Raw genomic sequence first — 15,120 nt, 5'->3', positions numbered from 1 at the left:
CCCGCAGAATGTGGCGACAAAAGCGCTCGGTGCGGTCGAAATGGGGGACCCCCACGATGCGGTAACGAAAGCCGGTGAGCAGGCTGACGAGCACGACATCTTGGAGGATGGCCGGCCTGCGTTCGGGCGCGTTGCCACGGGAACCTGTCGTGTCTTACCCACCTCAGCCGAAAGCGCTGCATCGACCCGCTGGTTGGCCTGAGACCGCTTCGCCAGGGAGTGGCTGGCCTCAAAAGGAGCGCCGGCGCCCGTGAGGGTCGCCGGCGCCAAGCCCTTTGCCTTCAACAGGAAAGGACTGACGGGGCCGAGCTTTACCTTCCTGTTCAGGATGGAAAACGCGTTTCACCCGTCGATTTGCATCATAAGGACGCCGCAGGTTCCTGCCAATGGGCAAGCAGGTGTCGGGCGTTGCGGTCGGCCAGCGCCGCAATGGTGATCTGCGGATTGACCCCGAGTGAGGTCGGGAATAGGCTACCGTCCGCAATCCAGAGGTTCTCCATCCCGTGGACCCGACCAAACCCGTCCGTCACGCTGGAGGCCGGGTCACGGCCCATCGCGGCGGTGCCCATCTGGTGGGCGGAGAACAGGGCCAGGCGATTGGGGGAGAGGTCCAGCGAGGCGATCACCCGCTCCGCCTCTTCGGGCGAGCGGATCGGCCCGCAGGCGGCGTGCGGAATCAGCACCTCCCGCGCCCCGGCCGCCAGGAAGATGTTCGCCAGCGCGAGGAGTCCTTTGCGCATTTTGGCCTGGTCTGCGGCATTCAGCGCGTAGCGGACCCTTGCCCCTTCGGGGCCGGTCGCCTGAACGTCTCCCCGACTGTCGTCGTGCAGCAGGACGATGCCGCCGGCCCAGTGGTCATACTGCGACATCGCCCGCTGGGCCTCCCGGCCCCCGCGAAGCATGGTGGAGGCGGCCAGGGCAGGGTAGGCGAAGACCGATTCGATCAGGATGCCTTCCGGCTCCAGGTCGGGCACATAGGCCCCGTAGTGGATGCCTTCGAAGCCTCGCACCGGGTGATCGAAGATGGCCAACACCGCCGAGGTGGGGTGAAGGGCGAGGTTCTTCCCCAGGCGGCCCGAGGCGTTAGCCAGGCCCGCCCGCTGCAGCAGGGCCGGGGTTCCGAGGGCACCGGCCGCCACGGCCACGTGCCGGGCGCGCACCCGCAGGCGCCTGCGGGTGCCGGTGCTGGGGTCCGTCAGTTCACCGAGCACGGCGCGGATGCGCGGCCCCTCCCGTTCGAAACCCGTGGCGCGGGCCTGCGCCAGCAAGGTGGCGCCGTGACGAATCGCGCGGGGCACGTAGGTGACCAGCATGCTCTGCTTGCGGTCATAGGCACAGCCCAGGATGCAGAATCCGCTGCCCAGGCAGGCCGTGCGGCTGTGCTCGAAGCGCTCGCCGCGCATTCCCAGGGCCGTGGCGCCCTTGATCAGCAAGCGGGCGTTTTCGTTGAGCTCCTCCGCCTGCATTTTTTGCACGTTGAGCACGAAGCGCACCTTGTCGAGACTGGGGCGCCAATCGGCCAAGTGCATCGCGGGCAAGCCCAGGCCCTCGCGCCAGCTCTCGAGCACGCGCCCGGGGGGATCGAAACAGATGGCCCAGTTGACGGTGGTGCCGCCCCCCACGCAACGCCCGTGGAGCAGCGTGATGCCGCCGTCGTCCGTGGTGCGGCCCCCGCCGCGTTCGAACAGGCGGGGCATCATGGTGGCCTCGTCCTGGGTGAAGTCCCGGCGGGTGTACAGCCCGCCCTGCTCGAGCAGCACCACGCGAGTGCCTGCCTCCGCCAGTTCACTGGCAAAAACGGCTCCTCCCGCTCCCGTGCCGATCACGCAGACGTCGGTTTCCAGGTCCTGGTCCCGCGGGTGGGAGACCGGCTCATACGGCAGCCAATCACGCACGGACGGCGCCCTCCGGTTGGCGTGGGTAGGGGCGGTCCCAATGCGGGTTGGGATTGGCCCCCAGCACTCGGCGGTGGTCCAGTCCCACGCCGACGTCCAGGCGGCCGTACCAGGGCCCCGGAAACTGAATGGCCGGCCAGCTGGCAGGGCTCATGTAGGTGAGGGTGCCGGTGAGGCGCACCAGCCCTGCCCAGGCTCTGGCAGACAACGCGAGGGGAGCGTCTCGCCAGCCCGCCAGATAGCGCTCTCGCTGGACCTGAGGCCAGCTGCTCAGCGAGCCGCTTCGCCCGGATAACCAGCTGAAGCGGTCGAGCGTGTCCACCAGCAAACGCACCTCGTCCTGCATGTCCGCTGGTGCATGAACCAGCAGGGTTTGCGCACGGTTCGCCACCCGGGCGACCCGGCTGCCGGGTAGGCCGTGGACCGCCGGCCAGAGGGCCTCGCTCAAGGCCTCCAGGAGGTCGCCCTGAGGACCGGTCAGCACCCGTCCCGGCGCGGGTGGCGGGGAACAGGCCGCCAGCGGATAGCCCAGCGAAAGCGTCGCGAGGCCGCCCAGAAAGGCTCTGCGCGACACGCCGCGCCGGCGATCGCCGGCCTCACCACGGACAGGGCGCATAGTCTTTCAGGAAGACCCCGAAAAAAGGCACCTCAGGTTTGCTGAGACCGAAGGCCACGGGGTGATAAATGCGCGCCATGCCGTCGACGATGTCGAGGGGCGGGAAAAACCCGCGCTCGCGCTGGCCTCGTTCGCGCTTGGGGGTGGGATTTTCATCCGTGACCCAACCGGTGTCGACGCTGGTCATGTAGATGCCATCGCGCGCGAAGTCTTCCCCCGACGTGCGGGTCATCATGTTGAGCGACGCCTTGGCCATATTCGTGTGCGGGTGGTAGATGGTTTTGTGGCGGCTGAACTGGCCCTCCATGGCCGAGACATTCACGATGAAGCGGCGGGCGTTCGGGGAGCGCTGCATCAGGGGCCGCAAGCGACCGTTCAACAGGAACGGCGCCACCGTGTTGACCAGTTGCACCTCGAGCATCTCAGGGGCACTGACCTCGTCCAGGCGCAACAGCCAGCTGTTGCGGTCGCGCTGATCGGCCCGCTCCTCGTGGTCGGCCAGCCGGTCCACCGGTAGCACGTCCAGTTGGGTGGGCACCAGTTCAGGCCCGCCGGGCAGCTCACTGGCTCCGGCGGCCAGCGCCTTGATGAGCGGTTGGGCGGTTTCCTGGCAGACCAGGCGACGCGCTTCCTCCGGCACACTCAGCGACGGTTGCAGCTCCTGTTCCGCCAGCTCGCGGTAAAAGCCCGGGGGGCGCCGGATGGTCTGCGCGGCGTTGTGGATCAGGATGTCGAGGTGGCTTTCCGTGGCGCTCAGATGGGCCGCGAAGGCCTCCACGGCGGGAATGTTACGCAGGTCGAGCCCGTATACCTGCAGGCGATGCAGCCATTCGGCCGCGTCCGGTTCCTCGCGCAGGCGCTTGGCAGCCGCGTAGGGAAAGCGGGTGGTCACGATCACGCGCGCGCCGTCCCGCAACAAGCGCAGCACCGTCTGGTGGCCGATCTTGACCCTTCCCCCGGTGACCAGGGCGGTATGACCGCGCAGGTCCGCCCGGACCTGTCGCATCTCGAAATTGAAAGCGGCACAACGCGGACAGAGCAGGTGATAGAAGAAATGCAGTTCCGTGTATTCCTGTTTGCAGATGTAACAGGTTTCAGGCTGGTGGAGTTGCCGCACGATGTGCTCCGGCGGCGGCAGGGCCAGCGCGGGAGATGGCAGGGCATCGCGCTGAATCTGCACCATGATGGTCTGGGCCTGCTGGTCCAGGTCCGCCTCACGTTCTTGCCGCTTCTCCGTTTGCTTGTCGTGGCGGCGGCTCTCGCGATACAGCTTCGCAATCAAGCCGCTCAACCGATGGGCACGAGGAAACACCACCCGGGCATCTGCAATTCGCTGCAGGGTCGCCAGACAGGCTTCCAGTTCGGCGGCACTGAGTCCCGGCACATCGGGCGAGGGCGCTGACTCAGCCACGGTTGGAGCTGAACCGTTGGTGAATGTCGACGAAGGTTTTCAAGGCGGCCTCGTTGATCAGATTCAGTTCTACCAGCACCTGCTCGAGCGGTTTCCCGGACTCCTGCGCTTTCTCCATCGCGAGGTTCATGGGCACCGGCCGGATCACGTTGTGTTCGAGCAAGAACAGCGCCAGTGGCTTGGGCTGGTCCTCCTTCACCGAGACCCGACGCGACAGGGTCATCACGAAGCGCAACTGGTCAGGCGTCACGTACCCCAGCTCCAGCGCTACCTGGCCGAGAGCCACGGTCTGCCCTGCTTCCCGGCGTTTGGTGTGCTCCTCCGTCAGGCGGCCGTATTCGGACTGGTCGATGAACTCGCCGTTCAGCAGGATCATGCCTTGCACCGACCCGGCCTGCACGCGCGTGCGGCGGTCCACCTTGGATTCTCCCTCCGCGGCAGGGGGGGCGGGGCGTCGCGCTCCCCGCGCGGTGGCCTCGGCGACGGGCGGGGGCGCCGCGGCGTCCGGAGGGTTCACGGCCACCGGGGAGGCCTGGCTGGGCGCGGCGACCGGGACGGCCATGGGAATGGGGGCCACTTCCTCGGTCGTCGCGACCGGGACGGCCACGGGAATGGGGGCCGCTTCCTCGGTCGTCGCGACCGGGACGGCCATGGGAATGGGGGCCGCTTCCTCGGTCGCCGCGACCGGGACGGCCATGGGAATGGGGGCCGCTTCCTCCATCGTCGCGACCGGGACGGCTTGCGTCATCGAAACGTCTCCGTTTGGCGACGGGTTCGGGGCGGCCACGGGCACCGGGGCGACCACCTCGGAAGCGGTGGCCGTCCCGAATGGGACATTCACGGAAGCACCGTCGGCGATCGCTTCCGCCCGTGGGGCTTCGGCGGGAACGAGGGTCTCCTGGGTGCTTTCGGCCACGCTTGGCTGGTGCGCGGCGGTCACTGCATTCAACTCGCTCACGGCCTCCACCGCTGGCGGGCTGCCGGCCGCTTCCGCCACGGGGGCGAGGGCGGGCTGGCCCGATGATGATGCTGGCGCCGCGCCCACGCGCCCGCACACCAGGCTCGGGGCTTGGGCGGCGCCGTGCGCGAGCGCCCAGAGAAGCTCACTCACGGAGATCGCCGCGGGCACGTCCGGCCACATCCACCAGCGTCCCTCTTCCAGTGCCACGGGGTTGGCCATCTGGGTCCGCTCCAGGAGAGGCAGGAAGGCGGCGGGGCAGGCCACCGCCACCCCACCAGCCAGTTCGAAACACCAGCGGCGCCCGGCCAGGGGCATCACGCGCAACGCACGCGCCCCCGCGAACCCTTCCGGCGCGGCCGGTCGGGATCCCCACAAGCTCAGCAAATGCTCCCGCTGGCTCAGCAGATAGGCGACCGCGTCTCGGGCCGGACCTTCCGGAAAGCTGCCCGGGTCAGGGGCCGGGATCAGCGGGATGCGGAGCGTTTTTCCTTGGGCCCAGAGAAGCACCTCAGCCGGGTGTTGCCCGGGCTTCAGCAGCCAGATCAACGGAAGGGTCGGGGTGGGGGGCGTGCCCATGGGGGCCATCTCCAGAAGGGCTCGGACAGTTCGGGATGCCAAGCACCCCACGCCCCCTCTTATACCTTGTTACAACCACTTTGTTTCCGGCTTGTTCCGCATCCGTGGAGAAAATCCTGTGCCCCATTTCGCCACGCGCCTGGGCCATTCGCTGCCACGAGGCTCCGGGGGTCGATTTGAGCCGACAAACGTGCCGCACGGTTGGGAGCAGCCGGTGGCTGCTGAGGGCTTCAGTCCTCCTTAGTGAAAAATTAACCAAGGCGCGGGCGCTTTGAAACGTCGCGGTAACCACCCAGGTTCATAACGTTTTCAGCGGCGAGGCCTGGCTGGATCTCCAGCCCATTCCAGCCTCGCTGGCCACGTCCAGATTCCCACCGAATACTCGAGGTGTTTTCATGCTCGTTTCCTTCCGTCGACTGGCCCTCTTGCCCGGCGAATTCAAGGCCCCGTCGCCCGCCGCCCCGAGTGCCGCGCTGCCTGATGGGGGAGCGGGCATCCCCGCCGACCGTGTTCGAATCAGTCCGGATGAGGTCGCCGCCAGGTCTGCGGCCGACCGCTTGAAGCGGCTGATCGGCCAGCCGGCCAACACGACGCTGCCCTTCCTGCTCGACTCCGCTCGCTTGTTCCCATCCCCACGGGCGCGCCGCGAGTGGCTGGAGGCGGCCCTGCTGGACCACGATTTGCGCGCCACTCACACGGATCGTGCCGCGGCTCGCATCATGGTGGCGCGCTTGACCAGCGCGGCGATCGACCAGCAGATGTCCGCCCCCGCTGCCCGATCTCCCATGGGCCGTCTCCAGGCCTTGGACCTCTCACATCGCCTCGCGGAAGGCGCCTTCGCTTCGGTGAACGAACCGGAGGTGATGCGGCTGGCGAATTTCCTGCAAGATGGCCTGGCCATTCTGGAGACTCCCGCTGAGGGTCTCTCGTTGGCCAAGGAGGGGTTGGCGGCCTTGGAGGTGCTTCCGGAAGATGGCAACCCCGTCGAGGTGGCACTGGTGATGGCCAGTCTGGCTGTTTCGCGGGCGCCCAAACCCGGCAGCGCCGTGACCCCCGAGGAGTGGGAGCAACTCGGGCATCGGGCCTTGCAGGAGGCCACCGAGTTGCTCGGTACGCCCGTGCTTCAGACGCAGCTGGCTGCGGTGGAGGCGGAAAGATCACCCGGCCGCCGCCGCGCCCTGATTCACGAGGCACTTTCGGCATTGCTTTGAATCCACCCGTTTCGGTCCAACTGAAACGCGTTGGGTTGGAAAGCGGGGAGGAACCCTAGTCCAGCGGTTCCGCTTCGATGGAGACAGTGAAGTCGTCCTCGTCGAAGCGGATGAACAGCGTCATCGGGCGGCAGCAGACCTGACAGTCCTCGATCAGTCGCTGGGACATGCCCTGCGAGATGTCCACGCCGGTCACGCTGCACTCGCCGCAGGTGGGGCAGGTATATTCACCGGTGGTGTCCATCGGGCCTCCTTCGGGTGAAATGCCCCCAGGTCTCCTTGCCGCGTCGTTTCGGCACGGAATGCGGGGTCGTCACGAGTTCGTGCTGAACGAAGTCCTGGGCAAACAGGCGTTGGATTTCCTCAGGGCGGCTGTCAAACGGCGGACCACCCGCCTCACCGTGGGTGAAAAATACCCCGATCAGCTGGCCGTCGGGACTCAACAGCCTCGCGGCCTGGGCCACATAACGCGACCGCTCGGCGGGATCGATGGCACAAAAACAGGTATGTTCGAACCACAGGTCGAACTGGCCCACTCGGGCGGGGTCCAGGTCAAAAAGGTCGGCCTCGTGCACGGACACCGACAGGCCTTTCGCCGCGCTGGCCTGGCGCAAGGCGTCCAGGGCGCTGGCGGCGAAGTCCACGGCCACGACGGTGTAGCCCGCCTCCGCGAGCGCCAGCGCATCGTGCCCCCGACCGCAGCCAGGCACCAGCACGCGTCGCTGGTCACCCGGGTGGGTTTTCAGCCAGGTCAGCAGGGCCGGGGCAGGCTGCCCCAGGTCCCACGGCGCGTCCTCCGCCTCGTAACGGGCTTGCCAGAACGCGGCTTGCCTGGCTTCGGTCACCCGAGATTCCACCATCCTTTGCCCCCTTTGGCTTTGTGTAAATTTACCCCCGTATTAGTCGGTCCTTAACACGGTGGGGGCGTGGGGCGCACAAGCCGCAAGGCCCTGTCAGCGACAACCCATTGAAACACGTGTACGACGCCTGACGCGAGGAGGGCCCCCGATGCTGCCAGCCACTTCCTGGCTTCCCCCTTCTGCCCCAGTCCTGGGGCCGAGCCTTCCACCGCAACCGCTGGCCGCTCCCGCTCCCCCTGCGCCGCTGCCTCCGATGGCCCCGGACCAGTGGCTGGCCCCGCCTTTGCCTGCCCAGCCGGGACCCGTGCGCGTGACCCGCGGCGGGGGCGGATTCGATGATCTCGTGGCCGTGCTGGCGAGTTTCGGTCTCAGCTTCCCGCTGGCCGGCACAGGGGCGTTGGTGGGCGTTTGGGCTGCCAATCCGGTCCTGGGGGCCAGCTTGGCGGTGATCGGCGGCAGCCTGGTCGGAGTACTGATCGCGGCCGAGGAGATCTGGAAGGGCTCGCGGCCTGGCGCCTCCCCGCCGGTGCGCTGGAAGATGGTGACAGGCGCCCTGATTCCGGCGGGTCTGACGGCGGCTGGTGCGGCGATCGGAGCCGCCGTGGTGGGTACGGCCGGGGCCGTTGCGACCGGGGCGTGCATCGGCGTGGGGCTCCCCTTCGCGTTGTTGCTGGGCGCGATCATTCGCGCCCGCCTCGAGAATCGCAACGGCGGACCGACGCCGCCCGCTTGATTCGTGGCGCCGCTCAAACCCTGTCCGGATGACCAGTTTCGGGGGGACGTTTGATAGGCCTCAGGCCGGGTATGCGGATCATGGGTGTGCAGTGATCGAGCGGCCTCGCTGCGTGCGCTCGGTCTCCCCATCACTTGAGCTGCGAGGGAATCCACCGTGAGCGAGATATCCAGATTCCGGCCACTTTCGGATGGGGTGAAGAAAAGCCGCTCCGTGGCGGATACCGAGTTGCGGAACCGATCGGAAGCGCCGAGCGATCGCTCCGATGAGCGGGTGGGGCGTTCCCGGGAAGCCGGGTCGAACGGCCTTTCCGGTGGCGGATCGGACCGACTCAAGGCCGCCGCGCAGGCCGACCTTGGGGGAATGCCCTGGACGCAAAATGACATTCAGGAACGGCTGAGTATCATCGAGGCCCGTGGCAGGTTGTCGCCCGAACTACAACGGGCCGTGGACCAGTTTCTGGAGGAGGGCGGCAATCCGGACCACGCCCTCGCGGCCCTTCAGAGTATTGCCAAGCCCCTAACGAATGTCGACCAGATACCCGGGTGTTCCAGTTGTGCGGCCGCCAATGCGCAGCAGATGTGGGCGGCCACGGACCCCTCCGGATATTTCAAGGCGGCCACCGAGTTGATGAAAAACGGCAGAACCACGATCCAGCGGGACGGAGGGGAGGTGGACCTGACGGTCAACCAGGCGGGACCGCCGCCCAGTAACTCGGATTTCATTGCTGCTCAGCGCGGGCTCACGCCCGACAAGCAGCTCAATTACACGATGCAGGCGGCCCTGATGAATCACGGGGCCGGTCGTGGGGGCTACAGCTTGGCCCGTGACCAACGCGTCGAGGGGGGGGGCAGCGGCTTGGCCCTGCGCGAGGCCTACCGGCTGAATCGGGTGACAGGACTGAAGACGATCATGGGCACCTCAGTGCCGCCAGAGCAACGCAACGCGGGAGACGACGGCCTCCCCAAAGGTGCGTTTCAAGCCCCTGAGAGAGCCTGGCAAAGCTTGGAAAACAGCATGAATACGAATGGAATGGCTTCCGTGGTGATCAATCAGGGATCGGGCGGCCACGTCGTTTTGGTGAAGGACATCTCAGGCGGTCAGGTGACCTTCCGCGATGCCACCAAAGGGAGTGAAACCACCCTGTCAGCGGACCAGTTTCGCTCCGTGATGGACTTGGACCCCAACAACGTGATGGATGACGGCGTCGGAAACTATACTGGGTGGGGGTCTTCTGCCACCTCTTACGCGGGTCGCTATTCCTCTCCGTGGAGTCTTCCTGTATGGAGGCCCCCCGGATAGGCCCAGGGATCATCCTCAGCCCGGCTGCCCCTCACGCTTCTCCATGCGGGCCCACGCATCCTTCAAGGTGGCGGTGCGGTTGAAGACCAGCTTGCCCGGCGCGGAGTCGCGGTCGACGCAGTAATAGCCCATCCGCAGGAACTGGTAGCGTTCGCCCGGCTGGGCTCCGGCCAACGCAGGTTCGGCCAGGCAGCCCTGCAGAACTTCCAGCGAGTTCGGGTTGAGCTCGTTGTCGAGATCTCCGGAAGGCGAGGCCACAGCGAACAGGGCCTCGTAATTTCGCACCTCGACCGGCACGGCGTGGGCCGCCGAGACCCAGTGCAAGGTGCCTTTCACCACGCGATTGTCGGGCGTGCCGCCGCGGCTCTGGGGATCGTAGGTGCAGCGCAACTCCACCACCTCGCCCGTTGCGTCCTTGATCACCTCGCGGCAGGTGATGTAGTACGCGTGCTTCAGGCGGACTTCCTTGCCCGGGGAGAGCCGGAACCACTTTTTCGGTGCTTCCTCGCGGAAGTCGTCCTGCTCGACGTACAGCTCCCGCGAGAAAGGGAGCTGGCGGCTGCCGGCGCTGGCGTCTTCCGGATTGTTCTCGCCCTCCAGGTATTCCACCTGGCCTTCCGGATAATTCTCAATCACGACCTTGAGCGGTTTCAGCACGACCATGGTGCGGCGGGCGGTCTGGTTGAGGTCTTCCCGCACGAAATGCTCCAGCAGGCCGTACTCCACCACGCCATTGGCCTTGGTCACGCCGATCGCTGAGCAGAAATTGCGGATGCCGCGCGGGGTGTAGCCCCGACGACGCAGCCCAGCAATCGTGGGCATCCGTGGGTCATCCCAGCCACTGACCCGCTGCGTGGTCACCAGTTCGAGCAGCTTGCGCTTGCTCATGACGGTGTGGGTGATGTTCAGGCGCGCGAATTCGATCTGCTGCGGATGGGTGTCGATCGAGATGTGGTCGAGAACCCAATCGTAAAGCGGGCGGTGGTCCTCGAACTCCAGCGTGCAGATGGAATGGGTAATGCCTTCCAGGGCGTCCGAGATCGGGTGGGTGTAATCGTACATCGGATACAGGCACCAGGCGTCCCCTGTCCGGTGATGGTGCGTGCGCTTGATGCGGTACAGCGCGGGATCCCGCATGTTGAGATTCGGTGAGGCCATGTCAATCTTGGCCCGGAGGACATGCGCCCCATCGGCAAATTCGCCGTCGCGCATGCGCCGGAACAGGTCCAGGTTCTCCGCCACGCTGCGATCGCGATACGGGCTGTTGTGACCCGGTTCGGTCAGGGTGCCCCGATTGGCCCGCATCTCTTCCGGCGTCTGGCTATCGACGTAGGCCAGACCCTTGCTGATCAGTTCCACCGCGAAGTCGTAGAGCTTGCCGAAGTAGTCGCTGGCGAAGTAAAGATGGTCATTCCAGTCGAATCCCAGCCATTTGACGTCGGTCTGGATCGCGTCGACGTACTCTGTTTCTTCCTTGGCCGGATTCGTATCGTCGAACCGCAGATGGCATCGTCCGCCGTAGTCCTGCGCGATGCCGAAATTCAGGCAGATCGACTTGGCATGCCCGATGTGCAAGTAGCCATTCGGTTCGGGCGGGAACCGCACCACGACTTCTCGGTGCTTGCCGCCGGCCAGGTCCGCTTCGACGGTTTCACGGATGAAGTCCTTGGGGGTGCGTTCGCTGGCAGTGGTCTCGGAGGCGGATGACACGGATGACTCTCACGGGCGGAAAAAGGGTCCAATGAAGCACCCAATCTACCACGCTGAGCGACTTTCGGCCAGTCTCACCGGCTGACGCGAGGCCTCGCCGCCCGGGCTTGGGGGCGGCTGCCCGCTGGAACACAAATTTTTCCAAATATTAACCCTGATATCACCTTTCATCCGCACGTCCCCGGTCTGGTGGGACGACATGCCTCTTGACAGTCCGTGAACGCACCGAGGTGAGCCGTGGCCCCCGTCCAACTTCTCGATAACCTGCTTTCGGCCCGGCCCGGCGTGGTCGACGCGTCCGCCCTGAAGCGGCTGCAGTCCGCCGCGATGCTGGATGGCACGCTCGATGCCGCAGAACGCACCCGCCTCAGTGAGCTGGCTCGCAGTGGCGCGGTCGACGCGGCTCAGCGCCCGGGCCTGGATGCCTGGCTCGCAGCGCCCTCGAACCCCGAGGTGGCTTACGTGCGCAAGCGCTCCGCGAGCTTCGACGCTCGCCTGGCGGCCTTGACGCAGCACGCCCAGCCCGGCGACCTGATCTTCTGGCGCGACCCGCGCCCGAACAGTCGTCTGGCCGAGTATCTGGGCGAGTGGTCTCACGTCAGTCTGGCCCTGGGAAATGGCCAGGTGCTCGACACCATGTCGCTGGAGGGCGTCTCGATCGCCACCACCGAGGCGGTCGTGAGCAAGGTCGAACGTCGCATGGCCGGCGTTGAGGTGGCGATCGGGCGTCCGAAAAAGCCGCTCACGGAGGCCCAGCTCAAGCATCTGCGTGCCGCTGCCCACGCCTTGCAAGGCCGCGACTATGCCCTGCTCTCGCCCCTCAAGGACAAGGCGGCCGCCCTGTCCTGTTCCCGCTCGGTGTACGAGGCCCTGGCCGCTGCAGGCATCGAATTGGCCCCTGCCTCGCGTCGCCTGGCGCGCAATGCGGTGATGACGGGAGACCTCATGCGCCAGGTCAAGATCGTCGGGACGATCTCCGAGCAGGGTGTCTTCAAGGCGGGCAAAAGCGCTCTGGTCAAAGCGTGGGACATCACGTCCTGGCGCAAGTGGGTCTGGCAGGCCGGTGATGCTTTGCTGACCCACGTCCCGAGCCTCTGGTCGTTTGCCGAGAAGTACCAGCAACGTGCCTTGCAGAATTTGCGTCGTCTCTGAGGTTCGCGCCCCCGCGCCGGAAGGTCTGAGCCTGCCGGGCCGCTGCGCGTCGCCGCGCTGCCGCGCGCGTGCCGACCGGGGCAGTGCGCCATGACGCTCCGTCCCCATGCGGCCGTGCCGCAGCCGCTGGAGCTGCCGGTCCGCTACCTGGACGACGATCTGGTGGTGGTCGTCAAACCGGCCGGCATGGCGACCCATCCAGGTCCGGGTTGGTGGCAAGGGAGCTGCGTGAATGCCCTGTTGTTTCACATCCCGACCTGGCCTGGGGTCGGAGGCGTGGCCGGGCCTGGCATTGTCCATCGACTGGATGTGGAAACGAGCGGCCTGTTGCTGTTCGCCCGCAGTCAGCGGGCGCATCGTCCCTTGCTGGAGACGGTGGCCCAGCGGCGCATGAGGCGTGGCTATCTGGCCTGGGTGGAGGGACAGGTCGACGACGCGGGCTGGGTGGAGGCGCCGCTGGGGCGAGACGATCATGACACGCAACGGGTGGTGGTTCGCTCGGATGGCAAAGCGGCGCTCACGCACTATGCCCCGCTGTGTCAGCGGGAGGGGCGCAGCCTGTTGCGCTTGCAGCTGGAAACGGGCCGAACGCATCAGATTCGCGTTCACATGGCGCATCGCGGCTGGCCGGTCGTGGGCGATCGCCGCTACGGCACGGCGGGGCCGGTCATGGCCTTGCACGCTGGATTCCTGGCGCTGGCGCACCCCATCACCGGCGAGCCGTTGCAGTGGATCGAGGGGCCACCCGCGACCTGGGACCCCTGGGGGGAACTTCCGGATCCGGCCTGGTGCTGGCCTGCCTGATCGCGATGCTCACCTGACCGCCACGATCAGGCCCTTCCCCAACCGGAGGGGCACCCTCCATTCTCCTTCGCCAGGCCTGGGCCGTGCTTTCAAGCCGGGATGCGCACCAGCGTGACGTGCCAATCAGGCTCAAAGGCGGCCAATGGATGCTGGTAGGCCTCGTACCAGCTCACCTCCAGGCCCAGCTCAGCCAGCATGGCGTGTTGCCGCTCCCGTTCGGCCGCTCCCTGGTTGGTGATCAACAGGGTCCCCCCCGGTTTCAGGCATCGGACCACGTGGGCGAGCAGGCTCTCCGGTCTTAAAAGGTTGCGCGGCAGACCCCATTTGCGGTGGTCCGTCATGAAAATGAAGGGGAAAAACATGAACGCCACATCCACCTGGCGCTCGTAAGCAAGGCCATCCGAGGCCAGATAGGTCACGCCGGGGACATCACCGATGTAGGCCTCGGCCCAGTCGTGCCGGGAGCGCAGGTCGAGGTACAGGCGATAGGCATCCAGTTCCACCCCATCGAAGTGGATCGTGCGTGGCGTTGCGCTGCCCCAATGACGCAGGAACCCGATGATGGACTGGACGTAGAACCAGTCACACGGGCCGATGTCCACGGCTGTGAGCGGCTCCGGTAAAGCCACCCCGGCACCCTCGAAGGCCCGTTCGACCATGTGCAGATAGATCAGCGAACATTCGAAGGCCCCCCGGCCGGACGCCTCCGCCCAAGCCTCCAGCTGGTAACGAGACACCAGGCGGTTCACTTCGGGCTCGGCGGCCGGGTCGAACAGGCCTGTCTTGTCCTCGTGCGGGAGGCGGGGCGTGTTGCGACGCCAGCGGATGCGCGAGCGGACGGGGTAGTCGAGTTCGATCACGCCCAAGCGGTGAAGCAGGTAGATGCCGCCGAGCGGCAGGAGCCATTCCAGCATCCAGCGAAAGCAGGCGTCAGCGACGCGGCGGCGGCGGTTTGCCGGGGCCCTTGGCCGGCAGCTTGCCCGGGGCGGGCTTCTCGACCTTCGGCGGCGGATTGAGGTAGCGCGAGATGATGGCCAGCAGAACCTCGAGTTCCTTCCGGTTGGCCGGCTGGATCACGCGAGGTTCGCCCGTGTCCACGGCCAGCAGGAACCCGTCCGAGAACACCGTGACCCCGAGGAGCTTGTCGTATTTCAAGCGAAAGGCGTGCTGCCCGGAGTTGAACATGACCCGCTGGTTCGAAATCGTGAGCATGCCGGAGAACGCCTCTCCCAGTTCATCCTCCGCGAGGGGGTAGAGGCGCCCATGGCCCATGCGATAGGGGCTCCCGGCGCTGAAGAATGGGCCCGCACCGGCTTTGGCCAGGCGGGAACTGGCGTGAATGGGGAAAAACGAGGCGGGGACGGAAAGGTGAACCATCTCTCCCAGTTCCAGTGAGATGCCCGCCACCTGGTCAATCGGCAGATTGCCCTTATGAATCTCGTACAGGACCCGCATCTTGGCCAGCGTCGTGCGGTTGTGGGCCAGATGGGTGTCGTCCAGTCCGAGGTACTGCGCGATCTTTTCCAGGTCTTTCTCTTCCTTGGGAGAGAACAGCCCATCTGCCTTGACGGCCTCGATCGCGCGCTGGAAGGCTCTGACCCGGATCGAGCGAACCTCCTCGTCCTTCAGCTTCAGTTGCCGGCGCAATCCGTCCAGCTCATCGATCTCCGCCTGGGTCAGCACCCCGTCCTCCAGGGCCTCCAACAGCACCTTCTCATAGACGGCTTGTCGCTCCTGGAGCGAGCCGTGGAAAGACAATCCGATTTTCTGCGCAAGTGACTGAATAAGGCCCATGGGCGAACAAGAACTCCTGCGTAGGGGGAAGACTGCGCCATGGATATACCCCGTCGTCTTCCGTTCACTCCGGCTTTCAAACCAGGTGGGGGAGG

14 protein-coding genes are annotated in these 15,120 nt (G+C 66.3%); 5 read left to right on the top strand and 9 right to left on the bottom strand.

Annotated elements, in window-relative coordinates:
• Positions 1-359: 359 nt before the first annotated feature.
• The 4 genes from VKP62_03900 to VKP62_03885 are packed head-to-tail and all read right to left on the bottom strand — an operon-like array spanning position 360 to position 5,459.
• Complete coding sequence (locus VKP62_03900; GenBank protein ID MEB3196327.1) at positions 360-1,895, bottom strand: GMC family oxidoreductase; 1,536 nt, start codon at positions 1,893-1,895, stop codon at positions 360-362.
• Complete coding sequence (locus VKP62_03895; GenBank protein ID MEB3196326.1) at positions 1,888-2,511, bottom strand: hypothetical protein; 624 nt, start codon at positions 2,509-2,511, stop codon at positions 1,888-1,890. Before VKP62_03895 ends, VKP62_03900 begins: the two co-directional genes overlap by 8 nt.
• Positions 2,492-3,922, bottom strand: a complete 1,431-nt coding sequence (locus VKP62_03890) for an SDR family oxidoreductase (protein MEB3196325.1) — start codon at positions 3,920-3,922, stop codon at positions 2,492-2,494. Before VKP62_03890 ends, VKP62_03895 begins: the two co-directional genes overlap by 20 nt.
• Positions 3,915-5,459: a hypothetical protein gene (locus VKP62_03885; GenBank protein MEB3196324.1), complete on the bottom strand. Its 1,545-nt coding sequence runs from the start codon at positions 5,457-5,459 to the stop codon at positions 3,915-3,917. The genes VKP62_03890 and VKP62_03885 overlap by 8 nt, the downstream gene beginning before the upstream one ends.
• A 395-nt stretch (positions 5,460-5,854) precedes the next feature.
• Here VKP62_03885 and VKP62_03880 point away from each other — a divergent pair, with 395 nt between their 5' ends.
• Positions 5,855-6,670 (top strand): hypothetical protein, encoded by an 816-nt coding sequence (locus VKP62_03880; protein ID MEB3196323.1) that lies wholly within the window; start codon positions 5,855-5,857, stop codon positions 6,668-6,670.
• A gap of 55 nt (positions 6,671-6,725) precedes the next feature.
• Here the strand turns inward: VKP62_03880 and VKP62_03875 are convergent, their stop codons facing one another.
• Together VKP62_03875 and VKP62_03870 are read right to left on the bottom strand one after the other, a co-directional pair.
• Positions 6,726-6,914 carry a CPXCG motif-containing cysteine-rich protein gene (locus VKP62_03875; protein ID MEB3196322.1) on the bottom strand — a complete coding sequence of 63 codons (189 nt, stop codon included), beginning with the start codon at positions 6,912-6,914 and terminating at the stop codon, positions 6,726-6,728.
• Entirely contained in the window at positions 6,898-7,530 is a 633-nt protein-coding gene (locus VKP62_03870; protein MEB3196321.1) for a methyltransferase domain-containing protein, read from the bottom strand. Before VKP62_03870 ends, VKP62_03875 begins: the two co-directional genes overlap by 17 nt.
• A 148-nt stretch (positions 7,531-7,678) precedes the next feature.
• On the opposite strand from VKP62_03870, the gene VKP62_03865 reads away from it, so the two are divergent.
• Both VKP62_03865 and VKP62_03860 read left to right on the top strand, forming a co-directional pair.
• Positions 7,679-8,263, top strand: a complete 585-nt coding sequence (locus VKP62_03865; protein MEB3196320.1) for a hypothetical protein — start codon at positions 7,679-7,681, stop codon at positions 8,261-8,263.
• 156 nt (positions 8,264-8,419) lie between these two features.
• Positions 8,420-9,565, top strand: a complete 1,146-nt coding sequence (locus VKP62_03860) for a hypothetical protein (protein MEB3196319.1) — start codon at positions 8,420-8,422, stop codon at positions 9,563-9,565.
• Positions 9,566-9,580: 15 nt separating this feature from the next.
• Here the strand turns inward: VKP62_03860 and VKP62_03855 are convergent, their stop codons facing one another.
• Positions 9,581-11,275 (bottom strand): glutamine--tRNA ligase/YqeY domain fusion protein, encoded by a 1,695-nt coding sequence (locus VKP62_03855; protein ID MEB3196318.1) that lies wholly within the window; start codon positions 11,273-11,275, stop codon positions 9,581-9,583.
• Between the two features lie 237 nt (positions 11,276-11,512).
• Here VKP62_03855 and VKP62_03850 point away from each other — a divergent pair, with 237 nt between their 5' ends.
• On the top strand, positions 11,513-12,427 hold the full coding sequence (locus tag VKP62_03850; protein ID MEB3196317.1) for a hypothetical protein: 915 nt from the start codon (positions 11,513-11,515) through the stop codon (positions 12,425-12,427).
• Positions 12,428-12,517: 90 nt separating this feature from the next.
• A complete protein-coding gene (locus VKP62_03845; GenBank protein MEB3196316.1) occupies positions 12,518-13,231 on the top strand; it encodes an RluA family pseudouridine synthase in 714 nt (237 codons plus the stop codon).
• An 89-nt stretch (positions 13,232-13,320) separates the two neighbouring features.
• Here the strand turns inward: VKP62_03845 and VKP62_03840 are convergent, their stop codons facing one another.
• Positions 13,321-14,145 carry a hypothetical protein gene (locus VKP62_03840; GenBank protein ID MEB3196315.1) on the bottom strand — a complete coding sequence of 275 codons (825 nt, stop codon included), beginning with the start codon at positions 14,143-14,145 and terminating at the stop codon, positions 13,321-13,323.
• A gap of 16 nt (positions 14,146-14,161) precedes the next feature.
• Positions 14,162-14,989 (bottom strand): hypothetical protein, encoded by an 828-nt coding sequence (locus VKP62_03835; GenBank protein ID MEB3196314.1) that lies wholly within the window; start codon positions 14,987-14,989, stop codon positions 14,162-14,164.
• Positions 14,990-15,120: the final 131 nt, after the last annotated feature.

The sequence above is a fragment of the Candidatus Sericytochromatia bacterium genome (genome assembly GCA_035285325.1).
GTDB lineage: Bacteria > Cyanobacteriota > Sericytochromatia > S15B-MN24 > JAQBPE01 > JAYKJB01.
Note: the sequence above shows the minus strand (reverse complement) of the source record. Positions and strands in the feature narration are given on the sequence as shown.